This window comes from Ruegeria sp. TASC047 (assembly GCF_059612445.1).
In genome coordinates this window covers 1-26,147 of record NZ_JBXWQP010000010.1, presented here as the reverse complement: position 1 = coordinate 26,147, position 26,147 = coordinate 1, and the positions used below count along the sequence as shown (strand labels likewise).

24 protein-coding genes and 1 riboswitch are annotated in these 26,147 nt (G+C 59.6%); of the genes, 15 read left to right on the top strand and 9 right to left on the bottom strand.

Annotated features, from left to right (window positions below):
* Nucleotides 1-4: 4 nt before the first annotated feature.
* A complete protein-coding gene (locus tag AC2FLO_RS01210) occupies nucleotides 5-925 on the top strand; it encodes a LysR family transcriptional regulator (protein WP_496754865.1) in 921 nt (306 codons plus the stop codon).
* Here the strand turns inward: AC2FLO_RS01210 and AC2FLO_RS01205 are convergent.
* On the bottom strand, nucleotides 886-2,580 hold the full coding sequence (locus AC2FLO_RS01205) for a thiamine pyrophosphate-binding protein (RefSeq protein WP_496754863.1): 1,695 nt from the start codon (nucleotides 2,578-2,580) through the stop codon (nucleotides 886-888). The two genes, AC2FLO_RS01210 and AC2FLO_RS01205, sit on opposite strands and share 40 nt — an antisense overlap.
* A 111-nt stretch (nucleotides 2,581-2,691) precedes the next feature.
* Between AC2FLO_RS01205 and AC2FLO_RS01200 the strand changes: the two genes are divergently transcribed.
* Nucleotides 2,692-3,396, top strand: coding sequence for a GntR family transcriptional regulator (locus AC2FLO_RS01200; RefSeq protein WP_496754861.1), 705 nt, complete (start codon nucleotides 2,692-2,694; stop codon nucleotides 3,394-3,396).
* A complete protein-coding gene (locus tag AC2FLO_RS01195; protein WP_496754860.1) occupies nucleotides 3,393-4,103 on the top strand; it encodes an aspartate/glutamate racemase family protein in 711 nt (236 codons plus the stop codon). The genes AC2FLO_RS01200 and AC2FLO_RS01195 overlap by 4 nt, the downstream gene beginning before the upstream one ends.
* Before the next feature lie 40 nt (nucleotides 4,104-4,143).
* Here AC2FLO_RS01195 and AC2FLO_RS01190 read toward each other — a convergent pair whose 3' ends face one another.
* The 4 genes from AC2FLO_RS01190 to AC2FLO_RS01175 all read right to left on the bottom strand — a co-directional run bounded on the left by AC2FLO_RS01190 (nucleotide 4,144) and on the right by AC2FLO_RS01175 (nucleotide 7,704).
* Nucleotides 4,144-4,779: a nucleoside/nucleotide kinase family protein gene (locus tag AC2FLO_RS01190; RefSeq protein ID WP_496754858.1), complete on the bottom strand. Its 636-nt coding sequence runs from the start codon at nucleotides 4,777-4,779 to the stop codon at nucleotides 4,144-4,146.
* Nucleotides 4,776-5,552: an ATP-binding cassette domain-containing protein gene (locus AC2FLO_RS01185; protein ID WP_496754856.1), complete on the bottom strand. Its 777-nt coding sequence runs from the start codon at nucleotides 5,550-5,552 to the stop codon at nucleotides 4,776-4,778. Before AC2FLO_RS01185 ends, AC2FLO_RS01190 begins: the two co-directional genes overlap by 4 nt.
* Entirely contained in the window at nucleotides 5,552-6,625 is a 1,074-nt protein-coding gene (locus AC2FLO_RS01180) for an ABC transporter permease (RefSeq protein ID WP_209508213.1), read from the bottom strand. The genes AC2FLO_RS01185 and AC2FLO_RS01180 overlap by 1 nt, the downstream gene beginning before the upstream one ends.
* 107 nt (nucleotides 6,626-6,732) lie before the next feature.
* Nucleotides 6,733-7,704 (bottom strand): sugar ABC transporter substrate-binding protein, encoded by a 972-nt coding sequence (locus AC2FLO_RS01175; RefSeq protein ID WP_480589057.1) that lies wholly within the window; start codon nucleotides 7,702-7,704, stop codon nucleotides 6,733-6,735.
* 237 nt (nucleotides 7,705-7,941) lie between these two features.
* Here AC2FLO_RS01175 and AC2FLO_RS01170 point away from each other — a divergent pair, with 237 nt between their 5' ends.
* The 6 genes from AC2FLO_RS01170 to AC2FLO_RS01145 all read left to right on the top strand — a co-directional run bounded on the left by AC2FLO_RS01170 (nucleotide 7,942) and on the right by AC2FLO_RS01145 (nucleotide 12,974).
* Nucleotides 7,942-9,132 (top strand): ROK family transcriptional regulator, encoded by a 1,191-nt coding sequence (locus AC2FLO_RS01170; protein WP_496754876.1) that lies wholly within the window; start codon nucleotides 7,942-7,944, stop codon nucleotides 9,130-9,132.
* 121 nt (nucleotides 9,133-9,253) lie between these two features.
* Nucleotides 9,254-9,452: riboswitch (cobalamin riboswitch) on the top strand.
* 132 nt (nucleotides 9,453-9,584) lie between these two features.
* Nucleotides 9,585-10,370: a DUF4198 domain-containing protein gene (locus AC2FLO_RS01165; RefSeq protein WP_496754854.1), complete on the top strand. Its 786-nt coding sequence runs from the start codon at nucleotides 9,585-9,587 to the stop codon at nucleotides 10,368-10,370.
* 6 nt (nucleotides 10,371-10,376) lie between these two features.
* Nucleotides 10,377-10,988 (top strand): cobalt transporter CbiM, encoded by a 612-nt coding sequence (cbiM, locus tag AC2FLO_RS01160; protein ID WP_496754853.1) that lies wholly within the window; start codon nucleotides 10,377-10,379, stop codon nucleotides 10,986-10,988.
* Entirely contained in the window at nucleotides 10,985-11,548 is a 564-nt protein-coding gene (locus AC2FLO_RS01155) for a NikL family nickel/cobalt ECF transporter subunit (RefSeq protein ID WP_480920932.1), read from the top strand. Before cbiM ends, AC2FLO_RS01155 begins: the two co-directional genes overlap by 4 nt.
* On the top strand, nucleotides 11,548-12,327 hold the full coding sequence (gene cbiQ / locus AC2FLO_RS01150) for a cobalt ECF transporter T component CbiQ (RefSeq protein WP_496754852.1): 780 nt from the start codon (nucleotides 11,548-11,550) through the stop codon (nucleotides 12,325-12,327). Before AC2FLO_RS01155 ends, cbiQ begins: the two co-directional genes overlap by 1 nt.
* Nucleotides 12,324-12,974, top strand: coding sequence for an energy-coupling factor ABC transporter ATP-binding protein (locus AC2FLO_RS01145; protein ID WP_480484875.1), 651 nt, complete (start codon nucleotides 12,324-12,326; stop codon nucleotides 12,972-12,974). The genes cbiQ and AC2FLO_RS01145 overlap by 4 nt, the downstream gene beginning before the upstream one ends.
* Before the next feature lie 16 nt (nucleotides 12,975-12,990).
* Here the strand turns inward: AC2FLO_RS01145 and AC2FLO_RS01140 are convergent, their stop codons facing one another.
* The 3 genes from AC2FLO_RS01140 to AC2FLO_RS01130 all read right to left on the bottom strand — a co-directional run bounded on the left by AC2FLO_RS01140 (nucleotide 12,991) and on the right by AC2FLO_RS01130 (nucleotide 17,986).
* Nucleotides 12,991-13,206 carry a hypothetical protein gene (locus tag AC2FLO_RS01140; RefSeq protein ID WP_496754850.1) on the bottom strand — a complete coding sequence of 72 codons (216 nt, stop codon included), beginning with the start codon at nucleotides 13,204-13,206 and terminating at the stop codon, nucleotides 12,991-12,993.
* Nucleotides 13,207-13,281: 75 nt separating this feature from the next.
* Entirely contained in the window at nucleotides 13,282-14,280 is a 999-nt protein-coding gene (locus AC2FLO_RS01135) for a hypothetical protein (RefSeq protein ID WP_496754848.1), read from the bottom strand.
* Nucleotides 14,273-17,986, bottom strand: a complete 3,714-nt coding sequence (locus AC2FLO_RS01130; protein WP_496754847.1) for a hypothetical protein — start codon at nucleotides 17,984-17,986, stop codon at nucleotides 14,273-14,275. The genes AC2FLO_RS01135 and AC2FLO_RS01130 overlap by 8 nt, the downstream gene beginning before the upstream one ends.
* Here AC2FLO_RS01130 and AC2FLO_RS01125 point away from each other — a divergent pair.
* Entirely contained in the window at nucleotides 17,985-18,161 is a 177-nt protein-coding gene (locus AC2FLO_RS01125; protein WP_496754845.1) for a hypothetical protein, read from the top strand. The two genes, AC2FLO_RS01130 and AC2FLO_RS01125, sit on opposite strands and share 2 nt — an antisense overlap.
* A 71-nt stretch (nucleotides 18,162-18,232) precedes the next feature.
* Here the strand turns inward: AC2FLO_RS01125 and AC2FLO_RS01120 are convergent, their stop codons facing one another.
* Nucleotides 18,233-18,862: a response regulator transcription factor gene (locus AC2FLO_RS01120; protein WP_496754843.1), complete on the bottom strand. Its 630-nt coding sequence runs from the start codon at nucleotides 18,860-18,862 to the stop codon at nucleotides 18,233-18,235.
* Between the two features lie 220 nt (nucleotides 18,863-19,082).
* Between AC2FLO_RS01120 and AC2FLO_RS01115 the strand changes: the two genes are divergently transcribed.
* The 5 genes from AC2FLO_RS01115 to AC2FLO_RS01095 are packed head-to-tail and all read left to right on the top strand — an operon-like array spanning nucleotide 19,083 to nucleotide 26,024.
* Complete coding sequence (locus AC2FLO_RS01115; RefSeq protein ID WP_496754841.1) at nucleotides 19,083-20,324, top strand: pyridoxal-phosphate-dependent aminotransferase family protein; 1,242 nt, start codon at nucleotides 19,083-19,085, stop codon at nucleotides 20,322-20,324.
* A 15-nt stretch (nucleotides 20,325-20,339) separates the two neighbouring features.
* On the top strand, nucleotides 20,340-21,539 hold the full coding sequence (locus tag AC2FLO_RS01110) for a malate--CoA ligase subunit beta (RefSeq protein WP_496754840.1): 1,200 nt from the start codon (nucleotides 20,340-20,342) through the stop codon (nucleotides 21,537-21,539).
* A complete protein-coding gene (gene sucD, locus AC2FLO_RS01105) occupies nucleotides 21,536-22,423 on the top strand; it encodes a succinate--CoA ligase subunit alpha (RefSeq protein ID WP_209508187.1) in 888 nt (295 codons plus the stop codon). The genes AC2FLO_RS01110 and sucD overlap by 4 nt, the downstream gene beginning before the upstream one ends.
* Nucleotides 22,423-23,394: a 2-hydroxyacid dehydrogenase gene (locus tag AC2FLO_RS01100; protein WP_496754838.1), complete on the top strand. Its 972-nt coding sequence runs from the start codon at nucleotides 22,423-22,425 to the stop codon at nucleotides 23,392-23,394. The genes sucD and AC2FLO_RS01100 overlap by 1 nt, the downstream gene beginning before the upstream one ends.
* Nucleotides 23,394-26,024: a phosphoenolpyruvate carboxylase gene (locus AC2FLO_RS01095; protein WP_496754836.1), complete on the top strand. Its 2,631-nt coding sequence runs from the start codon at nucleotides 23,394-23,396 to the stop codon at nucleotides 26,022-26,024. Before AC2FLO_RS01100 ends, AC2FLO_RS01095 begins: the two co-directional genes overlap by 1 nt.
* Nucleotides 26,025-26,147 lie beyond the last annotated feature (123 nt).

The following is a 26,147-nucleotide window of genomic DNA, read 5'->3' as shown; positions in this document are numbered from 1 at the left end:
ATCGTTGTCCCTGCGCTTTCGCCAACTTCAGGCTTTTCATGCCATAATGGAAACCGGAACTGTGACCGGCGCGGCCTCGGTTCTTGGGATATCGCAACCCGGCATCAGCAACCTTCTGGCACAGCTTGAACGCGAAGCGCGTCTGCCTCTGTTCGAACGGACAAAAGGCCGATTGCTGCCAACCCCTGAGGCCGAGATGCTATTTCGCGAGGTCGACACGGTCGTGCGTGGGCTGGACCACGTGGCGCAGGCCGTAACCGATTTGCAAAACAAACATCCCGGACAGTTGCAGGTTGCCGCGCCGCACCTGTTGTCCTTTGGTTTCATGCCCCGCGAGATCGCGCGGTTTGCCAAAACGCGCCCGAACCTGTCTGTCAGCTTTCAATCGCAATATTCATCCAAGATTCAGGAATGGGTCATCTCGGGCCTGTTTGAAATCGGTATTGTCGAGATGCCCATTCTGCATGACACACTGAACTATCAGGAGTTTCAGTTTGAAACACTCGCGACTTTTCCTGAGGGCAGTCCCTTGGCCGAGCACGACGTTCTGACGCCAGAGATATTGGAAAACGAACCCTTCATCGTGATGGGACCGGAACACCAGACCCATCGCCGGACCCGCGACATCTTTCAGGCATCCGGTCACACATGGCGCACCCAGATACACACCCATTTGTCCGAAAACCTTCTGAGCTTTGTCAAACAGGGTATGGGGGTCGCGATGATCGACCCCTTTACCGTCACCTTTGACGAGGAGAGCGGGTATCTGACCCGCCCATTTGCGCCGCCAGTCATGCTGGATCTTGCGATCATCACGGCAAAGGGACGCCCTTTGTCCACGATTGCGCAGGAATTTCTGGCCCAGTTGACCCCGTCAATTGCCGCTTACGCGACCCATTCCGAGACCGGCGCGGCGGCTTCGTGAAGCGGCTGTGAATGAATGTCGACAAGTGTTGGGCCGTCATGCTCAATCGCCTGTTTCAGCACGCGCGGCAGATCCTCGGGGTCTTTGACGGTCCAGGATTTGACGCCAAAGGCGGCCGCAACAGCGGCGTGGTCCGTCCGGTTGAAATCAACATTGTAATAGCGCTGACCAAATCCCGCATTTTGACCAGCCTTGATCCATCCGAAGACCGAGTTCGAGAAGACGATCGAAGTGATTGGCATATTGTGCCGAACCATCGTTTCAAACTCGCCGCAGGTGAACCCGAACGAGCCATCGCCCATGACCGACAGGGTTTTGACCGATGGCCGCCCGACATGTGCCCCCATGGCCGCGCCCAGCGAATACCCCAGCGCCCCATGTGCCCGGTTTGTGATAAATTGGCGCCCCGGTTTCCGCCAGCGGTAATATGCGCTGAAATAGGGGCAGGGGGTGCCGGGGTCAGCGACCACAATCGCGTCGTCATCCAGAATGTCCATCAAGGACGCCATGACAGCCTCGGGCCGGATCGGCGTCTCGCGACTTGCGGCCAGCGGGGCGAACGCGCTCCTCTTGGCCTCCCAAGCGGCGCGGGCTTTGGCTGCTCCGCCTTGGCTGGTCAGGTCCTGCCGGTTTTCCAGTGCCAGCACCAAAGCCTCCAGCGCCAGACGGGCATCGGCGCAGATAGCCACTTCGGTCTGGTAATTGGCGCCGATCACCATCGGATCGCTGTCGATATGGATGATCGTGGTGTTGCGTCCGGGGCTTCTCCACCGTTCCGTTGTGACCGAACCGGCGCGGCAGCCAATGAACAAAACGACATCGGCCTGATCCACGACGGCGCGGGTTGCCGGGATGCCCCCGTTCGACCCGACAACGCCCAGGGCAAGCGGGTCGGTCTCGGCAATGGACCCCTGACCCGACACGGTTGTGGCCACGGGCATGTCCAGCAGGCCTGCAACCCGGCGCAGCGCATCGGTCGCCTGGGACAAAACCGGCCCGCCACCACAGACCGCAACCGCGGATTTGGCCCCTGCAAGAATGGCAGCCGCTGCTTCGATGGCGTCCGGGTCAGGTGCGGCCCGTTCAGCGGGATAGCTGCGGTGCCTGTCATCCGCCCAGATTTCAGCCTCGTCTACCTGCCCCTTCTGCGTGTCAAACGGCAGCGCCAGATGCGCCGCACCGGGCGTGCCGGTCGTCATCGCCCTGAAGGCGGCCCGAACCATGGCCGGAAGCCGCGCTGCGTCGTCGAGGGATGTGTTCCATTTGGCCAGAGGCCGGAACAGCGCAGGCTGATCCAGTTCGGTCAACGGGTATTTGCCGCGGCTGGTCGTCGCCACATCCGACGTGATTGCCAATATCGGAACCGAGCTTTCGTTGGCCTCGACCACTCCGGGCAAGATATAGGTCGCACCACCACCGGACGGGCCCTCGCACACGCCGGGCTTGCCGGTGACGCGGGCATAGCCATCCGCCATATAGGCCGCGTGCCGTTCATCCCGTGTCAGAATGTGCTGAATGCCGTGATCCATCCGGGCAAGGGCATCATAAAAGGGCAAAGTGGTATCGCCGCACAGGCCAAACATATGCGTCACACCATGCGCTTCGAGCATACGCACCATGGCTTCGGCTCCGGTCAGAAAATTTGTCCCTGTCATGGTTGCGAGTCCCTTGTGTCAAACCTGTGCTCAAGACTGTATACAGTTTTGTATATTGATTTCAAGCTCAGTGTGTGGCACCTGTGATTCAAACGAAGAAGGGCAGGGGTAATGGCGGGGCCGCGCGTCGATGATATCTATGATCAGGTCAAGGCGATGGCGGTTTCGTTTCGCCTGCGCCCCGGCGACCGCCTGAACGAAGTGGCGTTGTCCAGGGATCTGGGCGTCAGCCGCACCCCGCTGCGCGAGGCGTTGAACCGTCTGGTTGCCGAACGGCTTTTCGACTTCCGCCCCGGACAAGGCTTTTTCTGCCGCCCGCTGGACGCGCAAAGCGTGTTCGACCTATTCGAACTGCGCCAGATCATCGAAACAGCGGCGGCGCGTGCGGCCTGTGCCAAGGCATCGGACGAAGACCTGCAGCTGTTGCGGGACGAGCTTTACGCAACGGGCATCGACATCACCGGTTTGACTGTCGAAGAAGCCGTCAACCGGGATGAGGCGTTTCATTTGGGTATCGCGAAGCTGTCGGGAAACATGGAACTGCTGCAAACCTTGAAGCGGATCAATGACCGTATCCGCTATATCCGTTGGATTTCCATGAGCCTCGACCGCGTGCAACGCTCAAAGGACGAACATAAATGCATCATGCAGGCTTTGATGGACCGGAACGCGGATGAGGCGGCACGGGTTCTGGGTGCACATATCTCCAAGCGTATGGATCAGGTGCAGGATGCCGTGCGTCACGGGATTTCGAACATCTACATGGAAGGGTCAGACGATATCTCGGCCCGTATCATCGAGGAGGTTGCGCGATGATCGCGCAGGGCGGAAAATCCATCTACGGCGCGTCTGTCGGCATTCTGATGCTGGATGCCCGCTTTCCCCGCATTCCCGGCGATATGGGCAACGCGCGGACCTGGCCCTTTCCGGTTCACTACCGCATTGTGCGTGATGCCTCGCCGGATCGGGTAGTCCGGCGCAAAGCCGAAGGCATGCTCGACGTGTTCATCGATGCGGCGCAGGAGCTTGTCAAAGATGGTGTGGACGGGATTACCACCAATTGCGGGTTTCTGTCGCTGTTCCAAAAAGAATTGGCCCAGGCTGTGTCTGTTCCGGTGGCCACATCGTCCCTGATGCAGGTTGAAATGGTCAACCGCATCCTGCCGGCGGGAAAACGCGCCGGGGTTCTGACCATATCAGCCTCCACTCTGACCCAAGACCATTTGCTGGCTGCCAATGTTCCATTGGACACGCCTATCGGCACAACCGAAGGCGGGGCGGAGTTCACCCGCGCGATCCTTGGAAATGAGCTTGGCCTTGATGTGGAATTGGCCCGCAAAGACAATGTCGAAGCCGCAATGGCCCTGACATCGGAACACCCCGATCTTGGCGCGATCGTGCTGGAATGCACGAATATGTGCCCCTACGCGCCCGATATTCAGCGCGCCACAGGGCTGCCCGTGTTTTCTATCGTATCTTTCGTGACATGGTTTCAGGCCGGTCTTGTGCCGCCCACCTACTAGACAGGTGACACGGGCGCTCTGACTGACCCGCCCTAAGATGTCACAGGTTCAGGTCACCTTGTGCCGAGTTCCGGATCACCCGCTCGGCATTCGGAATGTCGTTTGAAAGCGCCCGCTCTCTTGCGGCCTGTTTGTCCAGCCCAAACCCAACCCAACGGTCGGTGAGCCGGGTTTCCAGTGTTGCAAGATCGACGCCCAGAAACACCTTGAGCGCCCATAGGGCGTGAAGGCCCGACCAGCCCGGTTCATCCAGCAAAAGGTAATTGCCTTCAACCAGAACGACCCGCTGATCAGGCGAGATCATTGATCGGGCAGCGATTGCCAGATCAAGCTTTCGGTCGAAGCCCGGAATTGCAACTTCATCTTCGGTGCGCAAACGCACAAGCAAGGCACGAAACCCGGCAAGATCGAAGGTTTCCGGCGCGCCCTTGCGGGGGAAAAGCCCACGTTCTTTCAGGATCGCGTTGTCAAAGTGAAAACCGTCCATTGGCACAAGCCCTGCTGACACGCCGCGCCGGTTCAGCTTGGCTGTGGCAAGGCTGGCAACGGTGCTTTTCCCGGATCCGGGCGGGCCAGCAATCGCGACAAGTTGCCGGTGTCGGGCCGGCGGCAGCGCCGCAACGGCATCGACGATGCTGTCGGCCAGAACGTCAGGGGCGGTGCCGCCACCGGTCATGCAGCCTGATCCTCGGGCGGTGCGTCCTTGGCCCCGGTCATGAATGCTACGGCGTCGGACATCGAATAGTCCTTGGGGTCAATCACACACAGGCGTCTTCCCAGCCTGTGCACGTGAATCCGGTCTGCGACTTCGAAAACATGAGGCATGTTGTGGCTGATCAGGATGATCGGAATGCCGCGTGATTTCACATCCTGGATCAGTTCAAGGACTCTGCGGCTTTCCTTTACGCCCAGTGCTGCTGTCGGTTCGTCCAGAATGATGACCTTGGACCCGAATGCCGCCGCGCGTGCCACGGCAACGCCCTGGCGCTGTCCACCCGACAGGGTTTCGACGGCCTGATTGATATTCTGGATGGTCATCAGACCCAGTTCGCTCAGCTTTTCGCGGGCGAACTTTTCCATCGCCGGACGGTCTAGCATTCGAAGCCACGACCCGAGCGGCCCCTTTCGCCGAATTTCCCGCCCCATAAACATATTGTCCGCAATCGACAGGGCAGGGGACATGGCAAGCGTCTGGTAGACGGTTTCAATACCGGCTTCACGCGCGTCGATCGGTGAATGGAAATTCACCTTTTGACCTTCCAGCCAAACATCGCCTTCGTCTGGCGTCACTGCGCCGGACACTGCCTTGATCAGAGTCGACTTACCCGCGCCATTGTCGCCGATCACTGCCAGAATCTCACCCGGCATCAGGTCAAAATCGCAGTGATCCAGCGCGGTCACCTTGCCATAGCGTTTCACAAGGTTTCGTCCTTTGAGAATGGGTTCCATCAGGCTGCTACCTTTCTGATCCACTGGTCGACCGCGACCGCTGCGATGATAAGGATGCCGATCAGCAGGAACGTCCATTGTGCATCTGCGCCCAGCAACCGAAGCCCAAGCGTAAAGACGCCCACGATCAGGGCACCGAACAGGGACCCCAGAATAGACCCGCGACCGCCAAACAGAGATATCCCCCCGATCACGACCGCGGTAATGCTTTCGATATTGGCCAGCTGGCCCGAGGTTGGCGAAACCGACCCGATCCGGCCAATCAGGGCCCAGCCCGCAAAGGCGCAGATCAGCCCGGACAGCATGTACACGGATATCAGCGTGCGGTGCACGTTGACACCAGACAGTTCTGCCGCTTCGGGGTCATCCCCGACGGCATAGACATGCCTGCCCCAGGCCGTGTGCCGCAACGCATATGCAAGGACGAGGATCAGCGCCAGCATGAAGACCACGCCGACGGTAAACACCGCCCCGCCAACGTTAAACTTGGCACCAAACAGTTGCAGGATGGCGGCGTGTTCCTCGATCTCCTGCGACCGGATCGTTTCGTTTTGTGAATAGAGGAAATTCGCCGCAAGAACGATCTGCCACATGCCAAGGGTGACGATGAAAGGCGGCAGCTTGATGCGACTGACCAGAAACCCGTTCAAGGCTCCGATTGCCGAGCCAACAGCAAGGCCGCACACAATCGCAACCGAAGGTGGCATTCCATAGCGGAAAGTGAATTGCCCCATCACAACCGACGACATCACCATGATGGCCCCAACACTCAGGTCGATGCCTGCGGTCAGGATCACAAGGCTCTGCGCCGCGGCCACGATCCCGACGATCTGAACCTGTTGCAGGATCAATGTCAGCGCAAAGGGCGAAAAGAACTTGGGGCCCAGCAAGACACCAAAGATGACGATGGCAGCGACAAGGACAATCAGCGGGACCAGCGACGGGTTCACATGCAGAAAATGCTGAACCGTTCCGACAAATCCGCGTTGGTGATCGTCAAATTCGGCAACTTGCTCTGGGCTGCCTTTTGCGGCGGTTTCGAAATCGTCAGCTTGTCGTGAAGAATCGGACATGGAACTTCCCCCAAAGCGTCAGGTTTATGACGACTTTAGCAAGGTTTCAGGCGTGTGGGTGGTTTTGACAAGTGGAAGGCCGCGTAGCGGCCTTCCACACGTTCAGCTTAACCCCAGCAGAGGTCCATGCCTTCCTGAACCGAGATGGACTCGACGCCGTCGGCGGCCTTATCCGTCACAAGCGCCACGCCAGTGTCAAAAAAGTCCTTACCGGGTGTGTTCTCGGGTTTCGTCCCTTCGTCAGCCCATTTCTTGACAGCCTCAACGCCCAGCGATGCCATCAGCAGCGGGTATTGCTGGGATGTTGCGCCGATGACCCCGTCCGCCACGTTCTGCACGCCGGGGCAGCCGCCATCGACGGAAACGATCAACACGTCATTTTCGCGTCCGATAGCCTTGAGCGCCTCGTAAGCGCCCGCTGCCGCCGGTTCGTTGATGGTATGCACCACATTGATCATCGGATCTTTGGCCAGCAGGTTCTCCATTGCGCGGCGGCCGCCTTCTTCGTTGCCAGCGGTGACATCGCTGCCAACAAGACGCGGGTCATCTTCGTCGCCGATCACGTTCGGATCGGCCAGATCAACACCGAACCCCTGCAGGAACCCCTGATTGCGAAGCACATCCACAGTGGGCTGGCTGACCGCAAGGTCCAACGTGGCGATTTTGGCGTCGTTTGCCGCATCTCCCAGAGTGGCTTTTGCCCATTGTCCAATCAGAAGCCCCGCAAGGAAATTGTCGGTGGCAAAGGTCGCGTCGGCCGAGTCGATAGGCTCAAGCGGGGTGTCCAGCGCAATCACCAGCAGCCCGGCATCGCGGGCCTGCTGCACCGCCGGAACGATGGACGACGTATCCGACGCGGTCAGCAGGATACCCTTTGCGCCATCTAGAATGCAGGTTTCGATGGCCTGAACCTGAGTTTCGTGGTCGCCGTCGACTTTGCCGGCAAAGGCCTTCAGCGTCATGCCAAGCTCTTCGGCTTTAGCGGTCGCACCCTCTCTCATTTTAACAAAGAAAGGGTTGGTATCCGTCTTGGTGATCAGGCAAACGGTTTCACCTTCGGCCATTGCACTGCTTGCCATGGCCGAAACCGCCAGCGCCGTGGCGCCTGCAAGTTTCGCAAGTTTCATCGGTAGTCCTCCCAGTTTTCCCAATGCCCGTCAGGGCATACGTTTGACCGGGCGAAAACCGGCCCGATCGAACGTGAAAACCATCACAAGATTCGAATTTCGAGTCAATAAATAAATCACTCTTATTTATTATTGACAGAAAGGAAGGGTTTCAACATTGTCGTCATGAAGGGGATGGCCGTGTCTGCAATGAACTCTTTGGACAATACCACTGGCGTACGCGAGCCAGATATGCGCGGCACCAACCAAAGTGGAATGCGGGCCCGAAATGAACGGCTTGTCCTGTCACTGGTCCGGCGCCATCAGGCCCTCGCAAAATCTGAAATCGCGCGGATGACCGGGCTGTCGGCGCAGACGGTCTCGGTCATCATGCGCCAGTTGGAAACCGATGGGCTGCTTCTGCGCGGCGAACCGGTCCGGGGAAAAGTCGGACAGCCCTCGGTTCCCATGCGCCTGAACCCGGAAGGCGCTTATTTCTTCGGGCTCAAAGTCGGGCGGCGCAGTACCGAATTGGTGCTGACGGATTTCCTTGGCAATGTCAGGCACCGTGAGCGGCGGACTTATGATTTTCCGACGCCCGAGGCGACATTGAGCTTTTCCAAAGAAAGCCTCGACAAAGTGATGGCGTCACTGTCGCCCGAGGCGCGCAGCCGGATCGCGGGTCTTGGGATTGCGATGCCGTTCTACCTTTGGGACTGGGCGCAGACATTGCAGGTTCCGCAGGAGAAAATGGATCCGTGGCGTGACGCGGACCTGAAAGGCGCACTGGCCTCAAGCTATGACTTGCCGGTATTCCTACAGAACGACGCAACGGCCGCCTGCGGTGCCGAGCTGGTCTTTGGCCCGGCGGAAGGCCCACGAGATTTCCTGTATTTTTATGTGGGCTTCTTCATCGGGGGCGGGGTGGTTCTGAACGGCTCCATCTTTTCAGGGCGGGGAAATGCCGGTGCGCTTGGTCCATTGCCTGTGCCGGACGACGCAGGCGGAGTGAAACCATTGATAGATGTCGCCAGTCTTTATGTGCTGGAGCGCGCAGTTGGTGGGAATGCCGAAACAGCCGGCTCAATCTGGGAAACGACACAGCATTGGGACATACCGGAAACCCACCTTGAGAACTGGTTGAAACAGGCGGCGCACGGGATCGCACATGCCATCGTCTCGTCTTGCAGCCTGATCGACTTCGAATCTGTCAAGATTGATGGCTGGATGCCCGCAGGCATCAAGGCGCGGCTGGTGGAATTGGTTGAGGTCAAACTATCTGACATGAACCTGACCGGGCTTGAACGGCCCTTGGTGCAGGTGGGGACGGCAGGCCCGGATGCCCGCTCATTGGGGGCGGCCAGTTTGCCATTGTCGGAAAGATACCTGCTCGAAGGGTAGGTTCATTCCCGAAAAACCCCGACCTTTATCCAAAGCGGATCCGCCGGAAAAAGGGCATTGCCCGCTAAACTTTTTGACAGCCAGCGCAATTGATCGTTGACGGATGCCGAAGAAGTCTGGCAAGCCGCTCGGCATGTCCGGTTCCGGGGCGTGCTCTGGAATCAATAGGGAATGCGGTGCGGGCTTTGGCCCCATTCCGCAACTGCACCCGCAACTGTAAGCGGCGAGCAGGGCTGAAGTGCCACTGGTGTTAACCCGGGAAGGCCAGCCCAACGCTTTGACCCGCAAGTCAGGATACCTGCCGGACATGTGCCTTTGACAAGGGCACTCCTAATCGGCGACGGGATGAGCGTCGGAGCAGGATGCTTGAAAAAGCAGCTTAGCTTGGACGTCCCCGCAGTCAAAACGCATCTCGTACCGGGGTTGGTGCGATGGGACAAGGACGACTATTGATGACCAAGCTGCTTTCCGCAGCCGCTGTGGCGATAGCGCTTCCAGCGATCGCAAATGCGCATTTCCTGCTGGAATACACCGCTGACACCATGATCGACGCACCGGGGAATGTTCCGGTCAAGCTGATCTTTTGGCATCCGTTCTCGAACGGGCATGTCATGGATCTGGACAAGCCGCAGGAATTCTACGTGATCCACAACGGTCAGAAAACCGATCTGCTGGATACCCTGGAACCCGTACGTTTCACCGGCGGCGAAAACGAAGGCGCGGCATTCAAGGGTTATGTTCCCGTCAAACGGTCGGGCGACTATGTGTTGGTGACTGTTCCCCAGCCCTATTATGAGGAATCCGAGGATATCTATATCCAGCAGATCGCCAAGGCATTCCTGAACCGCAACGAACTGCCGACCGACTGGATGAACCCGGTGGGCCTGCCGGTTGAGATCATCCCGCTCACCAAACCAACCAACATCATCGCGGGTTCGACGTTTACAGGTCGGGTTATGGCCGAAGGTCATCCGGTTGCGGGTGCCGAGATCGAGATCGAGTACATGGCCGCAGAACCGGACATGGAAAGCGCTGCCGCCTCGGCTCCGACGGTCTCGCCGATGCCGGGTGGTGCATTGGTCGCAACTTCGGATGATAACGGGTATTTCACGTTCGGCGTTCCAAAAGCCGGATATTGGGGTTTTGCGGCGCTCGGCGCCGGTCCCGTGACCGAACACAACGGCAAAGAACTCAGCCAGGACGCGGTCATCTGGATCCGCGCCTGGGATTTGGAGTAACCGTAGATGCACATCGTTGACGGAGCCTTGTCCAACCCTGTCGTGATCGGCGGAGCCGTCGCTGCGGCGGGTGGGATTGCCATGGGCCTCAGGTCGCTGGATATTGATCGCATCCCCACTGCGGGGGTGCTGTCTGCCAGCTTTTTCGTGGCATCGCTGATCCATGTGCCGATTGGCCCTTCGTCAGTGCATCTGATCCTCAACGGAATGGCCGGGCTTTTGCTGGGCTGGGCCGCATTCCCGGCCTTGTTCGTCGGGCTTTTGCTGCAGGCCGTCTTCTTTGGCTTTGGCGGGTTGACGGTATTGGGGATCAACACCCTGAACATCGCGTTGCCCGCGGTTTTGGCCGGGCTGATCTTTGGCCGCCTGATCGCCCATGGCTCACCTCTGCAAGGTGCGATATGGGGCGGGGTCGGCGGTGCCTTTGCCATCGCCGCCACAACCGGCATGGTTGCGTTTTCACTGGCCCTGTCCGGGGATGCATTCCTGCCAGCGGCCAAGCTTGTTTTCTTTGCACATATTCCTGTCATGGCGATCGAGGCGATCCTGACCGGGTTCGCGGTTTTGCTGGCGCGCAAGGTCAAGCCCGAGCTGTTTGTCAAAGGAGCGGTCGCGTGAGGTACCTAGCGATCATTCTGGCGCTGTGCTGCGCACCCGTACCTGCCTTGGCGCATAAGGTCATCGCCGGAGTGTTTGAATCCGGTGACGCCATCGAAGGCGAAATCGGCTTTTCCAACGGTGACATGGCAAGCGGGGCCGAGGTCATCGTCAACGGCCCGGACGGAGCCGAGCTGGGCCGTATCGTAACAGATGCAGACGGGTTCTTTATCTACACGCCAAACGCGCCGGTGGCCCATACTTTCTTTGCAAACCTTGGTGCCGGGCATGTGGCCGAGGTTACCATGCCCGCTGCGGATGTCGCCCGGATCATGGGCGTTGAAGCGGAACCCGACACCGCGCCGACAAACGCACCTGCCCAGACAGCGGCGGTGCTCAGCGATGAACAACAACAGGTCATTGCCAGGGCCGTGCGGGATGAGCTGCGCCCGCTGCGTCGGGAAATAGCGGCTTACCGCGAACAAAATGACCTGCAAACTGTTCTGGGTGGGATCGGATATATCGTCGGTCTGTTTGGTCTGGGCTTTTACTTTGCGGCACGCCGCAAGCTGGCGGCCTGATGGCGCACGTTCTGGGGCAACAGGAAAGCACGCTGATCAAAGCGGGCGCGCAGCGGCGCGGCGCGATCAACCCGCTTGATCCAAGGATGCGGATCGTGATGACGGTTGTCTTCGCGGTGGTGACTGTGGCGGTGTCCTCGCTGACGGCGCTGTGCGCGGCTTTGGCGGTGTCCCTTTCGCTTCTTGCCGCCTCGCGTCTGCCCTGGCGGAAAACGTTGAAACGCATGGCCATGATGGATGGGTTCATCCTTTTCATGCTGGTGCTGTTGCCATTCTCCATGCCCGGCGACCCGATGTTCACGCTCTGGGGGTTTCCCGCAAGCTGGCAGGGTTTCTGGAAAGCGGTCGAGATTGCTCTGACGGCCAACGCGGTCATCCTGTCCCTTATGGTGCTGGTCGGCACGATGGAGCCGGTCACGCTTGGCCACGCCCTGCACCGCCTGCGTTGCCCCGAAAAGCTGGTTCACCTTCTGATGTTCACCATCCGCTATATCGAGGTTCTGCGGGAAGAGTACCTGCGCCTGCGCGCGGCCATGAAGGTACGCGGTTTTCGCCCGGCAACAAACTGGCACACCTATCGCAGCTTTGGCTATCTCGTGGGCATGATGCTGGTGCGCGCGATCGAAAGATCCGAACGCATACTTGATGCGATGAAATGCCGGGGGTTTTCAGGCCGTATGCTGCTGCTTCAGGACTTTGCCCTGACCCGAAGGGACATCGTTTTTGCCGCAGGTCTTGGTGCCCTTTGCGCGGGTCTGATCATACTGGATTTGGCATGACACTGATTGCGCTTGAAGATATCTGCTTTGCCTACCCTGGTCAGCCACCCGTTCTGGACGGTGCCAGCCTCAGCCTGTCCGCCGGTCAACGCCTGTCGCTGACGGGTCCGAACGGGGCGGGAAAATCGACCTTGCTGCGCATCACGCTTGGCTTGCAGCGCCCACGGTCCGGCACGGTCACGATCTTTGGTCAGCAAAGGGTGCAAGAGGCCGATTTTCACGACGTACGCCGCCGGGTGGGGCTTGTGTTTCAGGATGCGGATGATCAGTTGTTCTGCCCGACCGTCGCCGAGGATATCGCCTTTGGCCCGCTCAACCTGGGCAGAACGCGCGACGAAGCGCTTGCCATCGTTGAAAACGTATTGAGTGATCTGGACCTGATGCATCTGAAGAACCGCATCACCCACAAATTGTCAGGGGGTGAAAAACGGCTGGTTACGCTGGCAACCGTTCTGGCGATGGAGCCCGAGGTTCTGCTGCTTGATGAACCCACCAACGCGCTGGACCCACGGAACGAGGCCCGGCTGCTGGAAATCCTCCGGGAATTGCCGCAAGCGATCCTTCTTGTCAGCCATTCCCCGGCCTTCCGTGCCGAACTGGCACCGGATGCGCTCGATTTGCGAGACGGAAAACTGGTTGCTGTCTGACAGGACCAATCCGGGTTCAGCTGTGCCGCTTTCGGCTCATAAGCCCATATCTGACCGCCCATGCCCGAAACGACAGACGTTTGCGCCGGTCCTGTTTCACCGGGTGTTTTGATTGCGCGCCACCTTTTCGGTTGAACTCGAAAACGTCGATGATGCGCTCGGCGCAACCGCAGGCTTCGCCCATGCCAACTTTGGCAAAGTAGAATTTTTCGAAACGTTCCGGGTTTTGCATAGCGCCCCTCCTGTTCAAGCGTAACCCCAAAAACCAAGTGCCGCCAAATCACTTTACTGGGGCCACAGGGGGCTGCTACGGCGCGGCGAAGGCGCTTCCCGTCCAGACATTGTCCAGTTGATTGAAAACCGGCGAGGTGATGAGCATCTCCGCGGGGTACAGCAATTGCAGCTCATCCGCGAACCGCGTGACGCCGGGTACAAGCCCGGTGATGTTCTGCCACGCGGCCCAGCTGCCGGGATCGGACAGGCTGGTGGGATTGCCGGGATCAGCCGTCTGGTGCCAACCGGCCGCATTCAGGATCGGTGTAAGGGCAAAGCGCGCATCGTTGCTGTCAACCTCGGAACAGGCAGCAGCATCGCATTCCCAGCTTGTCCAGTCTGCCGCCGCGATGGTCCCGGCAATCGGGGCGGCGGCGTCGATGACCCGTGCCAGAACCTCGAACCCGCCGCCCGCAGTCGGACGGCTGAGCGACAGGGGGTCGGTGGCCACGGCATGCAGCGCCGCGGTCGGTGCCAGGCTGAGGGTTCGACCGATCAAAGCCAGCTGTGCAATACCGTCGGTCACAGGCCCCGATCCGGCGGCCGGAAGGACCCTGACAGGAGTCAGGATCGGCACCGCGCTGCCACGTATCGAGATTTCCTTCAACGCATTGTCGAAGGCCGGAACGAAATCACTGCGGATCGTGAAGCTCAGCGGGAAACTGGCCTGCTGCGGACCTACGGGCCTTGCACCGTCGCGGGTGATGAAAGACATCGGCGGAACGGCTCCGGGCTGCGGCAGCGAAATCTGCGGTCCCGCGATACCCAAAGCGGCCGCGATCATGCGTGCGCGCTGTTCGGCCTCACCATACTCGCTCAGCAGATTGATATAGCCGCCGATCTCGGTGATGTTGCGCGGCGCAGGGATGCGCGATGGTGCGATGTCGCCCGCAATGGCAAGCCTATGGGCAATCACCTCACGGGCACGCTGGATCGCCGGAGAGTTGGTCGTTTCAAGAATGTTGATGATCGCCTCGGCAAGGCTTTCATCAATTCCCGGTTTGTCCGTCACATTTGTGCTCGTGTCACTCATTGTCGTCCTCCGCAGGGGCGTTCAAGCCATTGAGGAAATCCAGCACCGACTGGCTGCCGGCCTTGGTCGCGCTGCCGTCATCAGCATCCGCATTTGCCTTGGTGAAGGCCCCGAAAAACTTGGCCAGAAGCAGCGTGTTGGATGGGTTGGCCAAAGCTGCAGCCCCGCCGGGGAAATCCTTGAACAGGTTTTGAACGAAACCGGCCCGGTTGCCATCCGATTGCCCGCCGATCAGCGCGGAAACACCCGATGCGTTCTTGGCGATATCCTCAAACCCCTTGATCTTGGCGGCATTGCTGGCGTCGAATGCTTTCTTGTCAGCGGCGGCCTTCTTGGCCTCTTCCTCTTTGCGGGCGGCAGCGATTTCCTGACCTTTACCCGCAAGTTCCGTGGCCTTTCCAACCAGCTCCTTGGTCAGATCCGTCGCCGTGTCGATGGCCTTGTCCCGACCGGCGGCAACCGATTGCGTTTCAAGCGCCAACTGCGCTTGCAATTCCTTCAGGCCTGTCAGATCGGTTCCCGCCCGCGCAAGATCGGGCGCAGCCTTGAGGATTTCGGCCAGTTGCGATGTGGGCACAGCCTGGCCGGTGCCAATGTCGCCCCCTGCAATGGTCAGCGTGTTCGAAGGCTGGTTGTTCGGCAGGTCTGACGGCGCACGTGTACCAAAGATGGCGTCACTGTCAGCAGGCAGGACCGGCGCGTCGCCAACCGGTGGCGGTGTCGGGCTGTCCTGCCAGTTCCAGAAGCGGCGATGGTCGATCATCTCGCAGGAATTGCAGCGGCCCAGAACGGCCTCGCCCAACAGGCCCCTGGTCGGCAGTGAAATCGTGCGGCGCGGTGGCCGGAAATCCTCGCGATGGAAGGCCAGCAGACTGTCCTGAATATCATCGGTCCGCATCTCCATCCGGTCGGCCAGATCGGGCGGGATCGAGAAGGGCATGATCATGGCATTGCCATAGAACCCTAGCACCTTGTTCTGGACGGTGCTGAGCAGCGATATCTCGCTTGAGGCATCGTCGAGCCCGCCTTCCGGTACCCCTATGGTGAAACGCTCCAGCAGGATTGCACGTTCTTCGTCCGTCATGCTGGCCCAAATCACGCGGGAATAGCGAACGGTGTTGGCCACAACATGCTGGTACATCTCTTCGATACGGCGCAGATCCCGGCGTGACAGAACGTCCGGCACCTCCTGCACGGAATAGGGCAGGGTGACAGGCAGCGCCTGGAACGTGTTGTCATCAACTACGGTCTGGGTGTTTTCATTCATACGCGCCTCAAACTCGCTGACCATGGGCGGTCCTACCAGATCGTCAAAGTCCGAGCCCGAGATCGTGGTGCGAAGGCTGCGGTTGATATTGCGGGTGGCCCGATCCAGATCGTCGGCATCTTCCAGATTGGCCAGATGTTCCCAGATGTTGAAAATGTTGATGGGATCAGGACCGGTGTAGAACGAGTAGGCAAACGAACCCGTCCGCCTGCGCAGCTCGACACGCGCGATATCCGACCGCTCGACCGAACGGGGCAAAGCCACAGACCCGGTATAGGTCCGGCGCTTGGTCGGATCACGCCGCGCATCAGCCAGCCGGACAAGCAGGTTCTCGCGTGTTTCCGCTGGCAGGTCATGCAGGTTGTCGATGTCTATCGGCGATCCGGTCAGCGGAATAGGTCCGACCCGGTCGCCATCCTGCGTGAAGATCACGACAGAAATGTCATCATTGGGCATGAACGTGCCCTGCGCCTCGAAACTGACGATGTCCTGTGCGACGCCGGGCGCGTTCTGCGGTGTTGCGTCTTTATCCGCATAAAACTCTTCCAGCAGCTTCAGTGCGCCGCGGAATCTGCGGCGACTTCGGAATACGCGCCGGAACACTTCGGCATGGCGCAGGATGACCTTGTACCGGCTCAGCAATCCGGACCGGGTGACATTGCCCGGCAACTGATCGCCTTGCCCCAGACGGCGGAAGCGGATGAGTTGCATGGGTACAAAGACCACCAACTGCACCCCCTCGATACGCGTTTCCAGGGAAAAGTCGCGCAGAACTTCGAACCATTGCATGGTCATTGCGTGGCAATGATTGCGGTTGGCCACGAATTTCGTTGTGGCCGTCCGCCGATCCGTCGCAGTTGCAGTGCGCACACTGGTCCGTGCCGAGTTACGCTTGACGGAAGCCGCCCGTTCAAGCGCGGCAGAGAATGTCTCATGCGTGTCGGACAGAAAATCGCGTGATGTGTTCTGTGTGTTGGACGAATTGCCGGAAGAATTCGAACTGGACCGTGCGCCGCTGAAGCCCACGCCGCCAACGATGGCCCCGATGCCTCCGAACAGGCCGCCACCAACGCCACCTGCGCCCCCGAAGCTTTTTGAAAATGCGCGGGTCGAAAACGAGGACGTGCCCTGAATCACCTCATCCAGCGCGCTTTCAAACGTACTGTCAAAGGACGTGTCGCGGGCTTCTTCGAATTCCTGTTGCTCTTCAAATGTCAGGCTCTCTCGTTCTCGTACGCTCAGTGTTTCGCGCTGTTCCGACACGACTATCCGCTGCTCTTCTCCCGGGGCAAGCGGCAGGGAATAGACCAGCCGACCCAAAGACATGCCAGCATGGACAGCCGTCGACCGCATCTTGGCAATATAGCCAAGCGCAAGGCTCGACGCTTTGGGCACATCCTGCGGCCGTTCTTCAAGATCTTCAAAGAAGTCTTCAATATCAATGGGTTCATCAATCGGAATCCGGTCCCGAAAATCCCAATCACCCCCGTCATTGTTGAACGCGGCCAGCAGCGTTTCGGCAGACAGACTGGCCTGAGCAAAGGTTGTGCCCGGGATGGTCGTCACAAAGCGGCCACCGCCTATGGGGCGCGTTCGAACGATATTCTTGGGCCCGACGAGCGGATCAATCAGCCGGTACAGAACCGAATAGCGCCGCCGTGAAACCGTGCCGCCTTCGGTTCGGTACTCCGACGCGCAATCGCCCTCGCCCAGCACGATAGGGGCCTGCGAACCGGTGAAATCGGATATGTTTTCTTCAGCATCCTCGGGGTCCACAGGCAAGATATCGGCCAGCTCACCGACGATCGAACGCTGCAAAGGCAGGAGCGTGCGATCCAGCACCACAAGGCCCATTTCGCCGTCCAGCGCGTCAACGCGCGGCACGGCTTCTGTCAGGGTGGTGTTTTGACCCCTGATCCGCAACCGCAGGCCGTTTTGCGGCAGGCGGAGATTGGGCAGACCAACCGAGAAGAGACCGCGCGCGTCCGTGACGGCGGCTTTGACTGCCCACGAGAAATCCGCGTTGTCGATCCCTTCATTGGCGGTAAAGGTGGGGCGCAGGACCTCGACGATCACGCGTTCGGCAGGGGTCCCGTCCGGGTTGATCAGTTCCCCCCGCAGTTTCGGGGCAAGGGTGGGAACGACCGCCCCCAGAAAGCCTCCGGCCAGATCTTCGCGAATGGTTGCAAGCTGGCGAAAAACCGCGCCTGTCGACTGAACACGCCGGTCGACCAGATCGTTGATCACTTCCGTGGACAGCTCAATTCCGACGCCGCGGCGCAATGCCTTGAGCTTTTCCGCCTCAACCCGCTTCTGATCCTCAACGCTGTGCGCACCAGCCGCGACAGTGCCGGAAATTTCCGCTGATATCGATGGGTTTGGCCGAAGATTTGGTATGGACAGCGTTATGCGCGGGGGCTCACTGCTGGAGTCGGACATGAACGTCACCTCTCGAGAAAGAGCTGAAAAAAACGAGATGTCAGAAAAAGAAGTCAAATCATTAAAGGTGACCCAAGGTAACATGTTTGGGGGATTCGCGGAAGCAACGCAGGGTTGTGCCTACCGCCACACGCGGCAAAGCGCCCAGGACAAGCACTGCGTCTCTTGCTGCTGACGGTATCCAGAATTGGTCAGAGCTGGACGAATAACCTGCCCGGAAACACCGGCATCCAAATCGCCTTTGGTCTAGTTTCGTGACTGCTGAGACGAATAGAAATACGCAATGGCCTGCGTGCGGTTTTTGACACTCAGCTTTTCGTAGATGTTGGACAGGTGAAACTTGACCGTGTTTGTCGAAATCTGAAGTTCCTTCGACAGATCCCGGTTCGACATTCCCTGCGCCAGCGCCTCCAGAATTGCGCGTTCCTTACGCGACAGGCTCTGGATTGGGTCCTGTTGCATCTTCCGGATATCGATGAACGGGAATACCATCTTACCCGCTGCCACTTTGGCGCAGGTTTCCAGCAGACCCTCAACCTCGCCCGTGCGGGCGGCAAATCCAGCCGCACCCGCCTGCATCGCCAATCGCGGGACATCGCCGCGAGTGTCGCCATAAACGACAAAGCGCGGGGCGTTGGGCTGATCGCGCAGAACCTCAATCAGTTTGGCGGCCCCCAAAACCGGAAGTGTCCAGTCGACGACACCAACCTGAACGGGAACCCGCATCACCGTTCCCAGAAACCCTTCGGCCGTTGCTGACGTGGCCATCAGCGAGAATCGGGGGTCCCGCTCGAATATTTCGGACATGGCCGACAGAACCAGCGGGTTGCCGTCCGCCAGCATGATGTCGATGGGTTTGTTCGGTGTCTCAACCATATGATTTTGCCCCGATTCCGGAAAAACCTACCCATAAGGATAGGGCATTTCTTTGTATACCTTCGTATTTTTACCAAAACGGGTAGGTACTGCCCCATCCTATTGGCCATCCAAAAGCAGTAGTAAGTTACGTTGCGTCATAAGGCAAGCTCGCGTTTCCTGCTCGGTAACTTGACACAACGGGCCGCAATGCCCGGCCAACAGCCGAGGATGCCAGACCATGACTTTTCAGATTTTCCCTCCGCTCGAAATCCCTCAGACCCTCGCTGCGGGGCCGGGGCCGGGCAACACAGATGCGCGCGTCCTCAAGGCCTTTGCCGATGCAGGCGTTGCCGATCACATGCAGGGGGACGTCCTTAGGGGGATGATCGAATGCAAGCACATGCTGCGGAAAATCTGGGGCACCCAAAACGCCTATACCTTTGCTGTTGCCGGCACCGGTTGGAGCGCCCTGGACACCATGTTTTCGGCTGTCATGCCTGGCGATAAGGTCGTTGCTTTTGCCAACGGCACATTCTCGGGGATCGACGCGCTGACCCTGCGGATCAAGGCGGCGACGCCCGAAGAACATGCAGCCAACCCGATGGCACCTCAGGCCGCCAGCGTCACCGTGATCGAGGTTCCGCACGGCCAGCCGGTCACCGGTGATCTGGTCGAGGCGACGCTGGCGCAGCACAAACCGAAATGGGCTTTCATGGCGCATTGGGAAACCGGATCGGGCCGCATTAATGACCTGCGCGGATTTTCCGACGCGTGCGAACGTCATGGCGCGATGGGTCTGATCGATGCGGTGTCGTCTCTGGGCGTCGATGACTTCTCGATAGACGATTTTCCGGGTATCGCCGGATGGGCGTCCTGCCCGCAGAAAGGTCTGTGCTGCCTGCCGCTGACCTATGCCCCTGTCAGCTTTACCGACGGCTATATCACCTCACTGAAAACCACCGGTGCCTATACCTATGTGCACAATCCCATCTTTGAGGCCCGCCATTGGGGCATTGTCGATGGGCAGGATGTTGAAAAGGGCACCTATCACCGCACCCATTCGGGCTACGCCGTTGCGGCCTTCCATGAATCCCTGCGCCTGACCCTTCAGGAAGGTCTGGCCAAGCGGTCCGCATCGTACAAGACGCACGAGAAGGTTCTGCGGGACGCCGTCACCGAAATGGGCTGCGAGGTCAACTCCGACATGCCCAGCCTGATCGTGCTGAACCTGCCCCCGGAACTGGCTGGCCGCGAGATGGAGCTGGTCCAGAACTGCCGCGCGCGAGGGTTTGGCATCTGGCCGACGCTCAGCGCACCCGTGCAGGTGCGCATCGGCATCCTCAACCAATTGAACCGCGACGCCGTCAGCCGGATCGTGCGCCTGTTCGCCGAAGCCATCCGAGAGCTGGGCGGAACGGTCGACCAAGACGCAATCGAAGACCTGCTGGAAAGCCGTTACGGCACCTCAATCGCTGCATAAACAGGAGCGGATCAGATGGATATTCACGAATACCAGGCAAAGGAAATTCTTTCGAATTTCGGTGTCGCCATACCATCCGGCGCACTGGCCTACAGTCCGGAACAAGCGGCCTATCGGGCCCGTGAGCTGGGCGGTGACAAATGGATCGTCAAGGCGCAGGTCCATGCAGGCGGTCGCGGCAAGGCCGGAGGGGTCAAGCTGTGCAACACCGAAAACGAAATCTATCAGGCCTGCGATGACCTGTTTGGCCGCAAGCTGGTCACGCACCAGACCGGCCCCGAAGGCAAAGGCATCTATCGCGTCTATGTCGAAGCCGCCGTGCCGATTGACCGCGAGATCTATCTGGGTTTTGTCCTCGACCGGTCCAGCCAAAGGGTGATGATCGTGGCCTCGTCCGAGGGCGGGATGGAGATCGAGGATATCTCGGCTGACCGCCCGGAAAGCATCGTCCGCTCCATCGTGGAACCGGCGGTTGGGCTTCAGGAATTTCAGGCGCGCGAGATCGCATTCAATCTCGGGCTTGAACCCAGGCTGATCCAGCAAATGGTTCGTACGCTACAGGGCTGCTATGCCGCTTTTAGCGAGCTTGACGCGACAATGGTCGAGATCAACCCGTTGGTCATCACGGGTGACGACCGGGTTCTGGCGCTTGACGCCAAGATGAGCTTTGACGACAACGCCCTGTTCCGCCATCCGCAAATCTCTGAACTGCGTGACAAAAGCCAGGAAGACCCGCGCGAAAGCCGCGCGGCCGACCGCGGCCTGTCTTATGTCGGGTTGGACGGAAATATCGGCTGCATCGTCAACGGTGCCGGTCTGGCGATGGCCACGATGGACACGATCAAGCTGGCCGGTGGCGAGCCTGCAGACTTCCTCGACATCGGCGGCGGGGCCTCACCCGAACGTGTGGCCAAGGCGTTTCGTCTGGTCCTGTCGGACGACAATGTTCAGGCCATTCTGGTCAACATCTTCGCCGGTATCAACCGCTGCGACTGGGTGGCCGAAGGCGTCGTTCAGGCGCTGCGGGAACTTGACCTCGATCTGCCCGTCGTCGTGCGGCTGGCTGGAACAAACGTCGAAGAGGGTCAGAAGATTCTGGCCAAGTCCGGCCTGCCGATCATTCGCGCCACAACGCTGATGGAGGCGGCAGAACGCGCTGTTGGCGCATGGAAAAACGACCTTACTCAAGGCACCAAGATGAGGGCTGTGAAATGAGCATTCTTCTCGACCGTGACTCGCGCGTCATCGTGCAGGGCATCACCGGCCGCATGGCCCGGTTCCATACCAAGGACATGTTAAACTATGGCACCAATGTCGTGGGCGGTGTCGTACCCGGCAAAGGCGGGGAAACCGTCGAAGGTGTTCCGGTCTTTGACACCGTCAAACAGGCTGTCGAGGCGACCGGCGCGGATGCCAGCCTTGTTTTTGTGCCCCCGCCTTTTGCGGCTGATTCAATCATGGAAGCCGCAGATGCCGGTATCCGCTACTGCGTCTGCATCACCGACGGGATTCCGGCGCAGGACATGATCCGGGTGAAGCGGTACATGTACCGCTATCCGAAAGAGAAACGCATGGTGCTGACCGGGCCGAACTGTGCCGGTACGATCTCGCCCGGAAAGGCGTTGCTGGGCATCATGCCGGGTCACATCTATCTGCCCGGCCATGTCGGCATCATCGGCCGCTCGGGCACGCTGGGCTATGAGGCTGCGGCGCAGCTGAAAGAACGCGGCATCGGTGTCTCGACCAGTGTCGGGATTGGTGGCGACCCGATCAACGGGTCATCCTTCAAGGACATCCTGCAGCGGTTCGAAGAGGACGAGGACACCCATGTCATCGCCATGATCGGCGAGATCGGCGGCCCACAGGAAGCTGAAGCTGCCGAATACATCCGCGACCACATCACCAAGCCGGTGATTGCCTATGTCGCGGGGCTGACCGCCCCGAAAGGCCGCACCATGGGCCACGCGGGTGCGATCATCTCGGCCTTTGGCGAAAGCGCCAGCGAAAAGGTCGAGATCCTGTCCGCCGCCGGTGTGACCGTTGCCGAAAACCCCGCGGTGATCGGTGAAACAATTGCCCGTGTGATGGAGGCCGCGTGATGGTCAAACCCTCGGTTCTTGTGACCCGTCGCTGGCCTGCCGCCGTCGAGGCGCAGCTGGCCGAGACCTATAATGCCGTTCTGAACACCGGGGACAAACCCATGTCCCCGGCCGAAATCCGGCAAGCCTTGAAAACTTATGACGCGGTGCTGCCAACTGTTACGGACACACTGAGCGCGGAGGCAATGGATGTCCCTGGTGCGCAGACCAAGATCCTGGCCAATTACGGTGTCGGATACAGCCACATCTGCGAACCGTCGGCGCGTGAGCTGGGCATGACCGTGACCAACACGCCCGATGTTCTGTCCGAATGCACCGCCGATATCGCCATGACCCTGCTGCTGATGGTGGCGCGGCGCGCGGGCGAGGGCGAGCGCGAGCTGCGGTCCGGCAACTGGACCGGATGGCGGCCCACGCATCTGGTTGGAACCAAGGTCAGCGGCAAAACGCTGGGCATCATCGGCTATGGCCGCATCGGGCAAGAGATGGCCCGCCGTGCGCATCATGGCTTTGGCATGGACATCCTCGTCTACAACCGCAGTCAGATAGCGCCGGATGTGCTGGCCAGGTGCAATGCAACGCAGGTGGCCTCGATTGACGACTTGCTGCCGCAATGCGAATTCGTCTCGCTGCATTGCCCCGGCGGGGCTGAAAACCGCCATCTGATAAACGCGCGCAGACTGGGCCTGATGAAGCCCGACGCCTTTCTGATCAATACCGCGCGCGGTGAGGTGATCGACGAATGGGCGCTGATCCAGGCCCTGATGTTCGAGATGATCGGCGGGGCCGCGCTGGACGTGTTCGATGGTGAACCCCGTATCAGCCCGGACCTGCTGCAATGCGACAACCTCGTGATGCTGCCACATCTGGGCAGCGCCACCCGTGAAGCGCGCGAGGCGATGGGGTTTCGGGTTCTCGATAACCTGAATGATTTCTTTGAAGGCCGCGAACCCCGGGACCGCGTGATCTGATGCAAGCGCTGGCCCCGAATATTCAGTCCACCCCCAACCCCTCGAGCTATGCCGAAGGGTTGCGCTCGGAATTGCGGGCGTTGTGGCGGAACATATTGCTGAAACGGGCGCCACATGTGGCGGCATGGGCCGAGGCCACACCGCTGCAAGCCATTCCCACGGGACCCGAGGCAACGCCGTATTTGCAGGCCCTTTCGATCTGGTTTCAATTGTTGTGCATCATCGATGAAAACGCCGAAGTTCGGGACCGTCGACTGACCGAAACCCAAAACGGCGCAGACGCGGTAGAAGGCGGTTTTGCCGAAGCCCTGACGGACTTGTCCCTGACCTATAGCCAGGTTGAAAAGCTGACCGCTGACCTGTGTGCCGGTCCCACTCTGACCGCGCATCCGACCGAAGCCAAGCGGGTTACGGTTCTGGAAATTCACCGGCGTATCTACCGCAACCTCGTCAGTCTTGAAACGCAACGCTGGACCCCGACAGAACACGCCGAATTGCTGAATGGTCTGGAAGGAGAGATTGATCTCTTGTGGCTGACCGGCGAACTCCGCCTGTCGCGCCCAAGCCTGCACGACGAGATCGAATGGGGGTTGCAGTTCTTCCGCGATGCAATCTTTGACGCCGTCCCGCAGGTTATGGGCCGCTTCGATCAGGCCTGCCTGCAAGTGCTGGGCCGTACGCTGAGCGATACACCCGATATCCGCTTTCACAGCTGGATCGGCGGCGACCGGGATGGCAACCCAAATGTCACGACCGAGATGACCGCATTGGCGCTGAAACGCGGACACGAAACAGTTCTGGAGCTTTATCGCCAGGCACTCGAACGTGCTGCGGGCAGGTTGAGCATCAGCGCGCTGATATTGCCTTTACCTGAACCTGTCAGGACGCAAGTACAAGCGATAGTCGACCGGGCTCCGGTCGCCGGACGCAATCGGAATGAACCGTTCCGGCAAGCACTCAATGCCATTCGCTATCGGCTGACAAACAGCGGCTATGATCACATCTCGCAATTCGTGGGCGATCTCGACACGCTTGATACCGCTTTATGTGCGGTCAACGCGGATATTCTGGCGCGGCAGCACATCCGTCCGCTGCGCCGGGCCGCTTCGGTTTTCGGGTTCCGGACCACAACGCTGGACATCCGCCAGAATTCGACCGTCACAACCGACGTTCTGGCCGAAATCTGGTCGCATAGCGGAAAGGTGCCGGTTTACGGCACAGCCGAATGGTCTGCCCGCTTGCGAACCGAACTGGCCGATCAGAACCTGCCCTATCAAAACCGCGACGCGTTAAGCGATCAGGCGCGGGAACTGCTTGCTCTTCTGGCTCTGGTCCATGGTGTGCGATCGGGACCGGACCCCAAGGCAATAGGGCCCTTCATCCTGTCCATGACCCGTTCGGCCGACGACATTCTCGGCATCTACCTATTGGCCCGCTATGCCGGGTTTGGGTCCGAAACTCTGGATCTTTCGGTAGTCCCATTGTTCGAGACAATTGCCGATTTGCGAAATGCCCCATCAATCCTGCTGGACGTTTTGGCTGTTCCGCTCGCCCGTCGCAGCCTCAAAACCGACGGTCGGGTAATCGAGGTGATGCTGGGATATTCGGACAGCGGCAAGGACGGGGGCTATTTCTGCTCAACATGGGAGTTGGAGCGCGCCCAACGCCGGATCGTCTCGGCGCTGGCCTCGCAAGGTTTCAAGGCCACGTTTTTCCATGGTCGCGGCGGCTCGGTCAGCCGGGGTGGTGCACCGACCGGGCGTGCCATTGCCGCGCAACCCAGCGGAACAGTTGCCGGGCGGCTGCGCGTGACCGAACAGGGCGAGGTGGTTTCGGCCAAATATGCCAACCGGGGCACGGCTGCCGCGCATCTGGAGTTGTTGCTGTCAAGCACGATGCGCCATACGGCGACCCCTGACGAGGCGCCTTCACGGCCTGAATTTGATGACGCATTGGATGCTTTGTCAGAGTTGTCACAGACAGCCTATGTCTCGCTTTTGCAGATGCCGGGTTTTCTGGACTATTTCCAGCAGGCGAGCCCCGTCCAAGAACTTGCCCGCCTGAAAATGGGGTCCCGCCCGACCCGCCGGTTTGGCGCGGCCAGTCTGGATGACCTGCGGGCCATTCCATGGGTCTTTGCGTGGTCGCAAAACCGCCACCTGATCACCGGCTGGTACGGGTTCGGCACCGCCATGGCCAGTTTTCGCAAGTTTCGCGGCGCGCGCGGTGATGACGTGTTGCACGACATGTTTCGACACTCCCGCCTGTTCCGCCTTGCCGTCGATGAGATGGAAAAATCGCTCTATCAGACGGATATGGAAATCGCAGCGCAGTATGGCGAATTGGTCTCTGATATCGAGATCCGCCAACGTGTATCGCAGGTGATCAAGGCGGAATACGATCGTGCCTGCAAAGCGATCCGGTTTCTGACCGGTGGTCAGGTCATCGGCCATCGCTTTCCCCGCCTTTGCGAGAGGTTTGACCGCAAACAGGCCGAATTGGCCCGCATTCATGCTCTTCAGGTCGAACTGCTGCAACACGCCCGCAATGAACCGCAGGCAGGGTCAGTTCCCGTGCCCCTGCTGCAATCCATGAACGCCATTTCCGCTGGTCTTGGCTGGACCGGCTAACCATTTTCAGGAGACCAAAACTGTGAACGCCCCGCATCGAACAGATGGATTTTTCACCCAGTCCTTGTCGGACCGCGATCCTGAGCTTTTTGGCTCGATCCGGTCTGAGCTGGGTCGTCAGCG